Below are 712 nucleotides of genomic sequence, written 5' to 3' on the forward strand. Positions count from 1 at the left end.
AAATCCAGCGATACTAATGTGGTTCTTTCATTATAAACCATATGAACTATTCAGTCACTTGAGGAGCGTTTTTATTTTGCATTTTCGCGTTGACATATTCCTTTACCAAGTGGTACATTATTTTTCGAAAATACCCGATTAATAAAATCGGAATTTGAGGATATAAGTAGCCGATTGGTTAACCAAAGGCACCTGCTCTCTTTGCGAGAGTGTGGTGCCTTTTTTGTTTGTAAGGGGGGATTGCGAAACGAAGAACGCACTTCGCATGACAGTTCGCAGCAAAAGGAGGTGGTGCAAAACGTGAAGTTTGATTTCGCATACATGGCGGAAGCATTTTTTGATCTATTGGAGTATGTGCCGATCACCGTCGCGATGTCCATCGTTTCCATGGCGTTTGCCGTCGTGATTGCGGTTCTGATCGCGCTCGTGCAGAGGAACAAGACGCCCGGCTTGCTGCAGCTGGCCACGGTGTATCTTTCCTTTTTCCGTGGGACGCCCGTGCTGGTTCAGCTCTTCATCATTTATTTTGGGTTGCCGCAGCTATTTCCCGAGCTGAATTCCATGGGTGCCCTGACGGCTGTCATCATGGGCTTGAGCCTCAATACGTCCGCCTATTTGGCGGAGATTTTCCGCGCTGCCCTGGATTCCGTCGAGCGGGGTCAGTTGGAGGCGGCTTATACGGTCGGGATGACCAGCATTCAAGCGCTGCGGC

General features: G+C 49.0%; 1 protein-coding gene. It reads left to right on the forward strand.

From position 1 onward, the window contains the following. Nucleotides 1-300 precede the first annotated feature (300 nt). Nucleotides 301-712: ABC transporter permease subunit (locus EDM56_RS30715; protein ID WP_246009598.1), on the forward strand; the 412-nt coding region annotated here is incomplete at its 3' end.

The sequence above is a fragment of the Brevibacillus fluminis genome (assembly GCF_003710825.1).
GTDB classification, from domain to species: Bacteria; Bacillota; Bacilli; order Brevibacillales; family Brevibacillaceae; genus Brevibacillus_D; species Brevibacillus_D fluminis.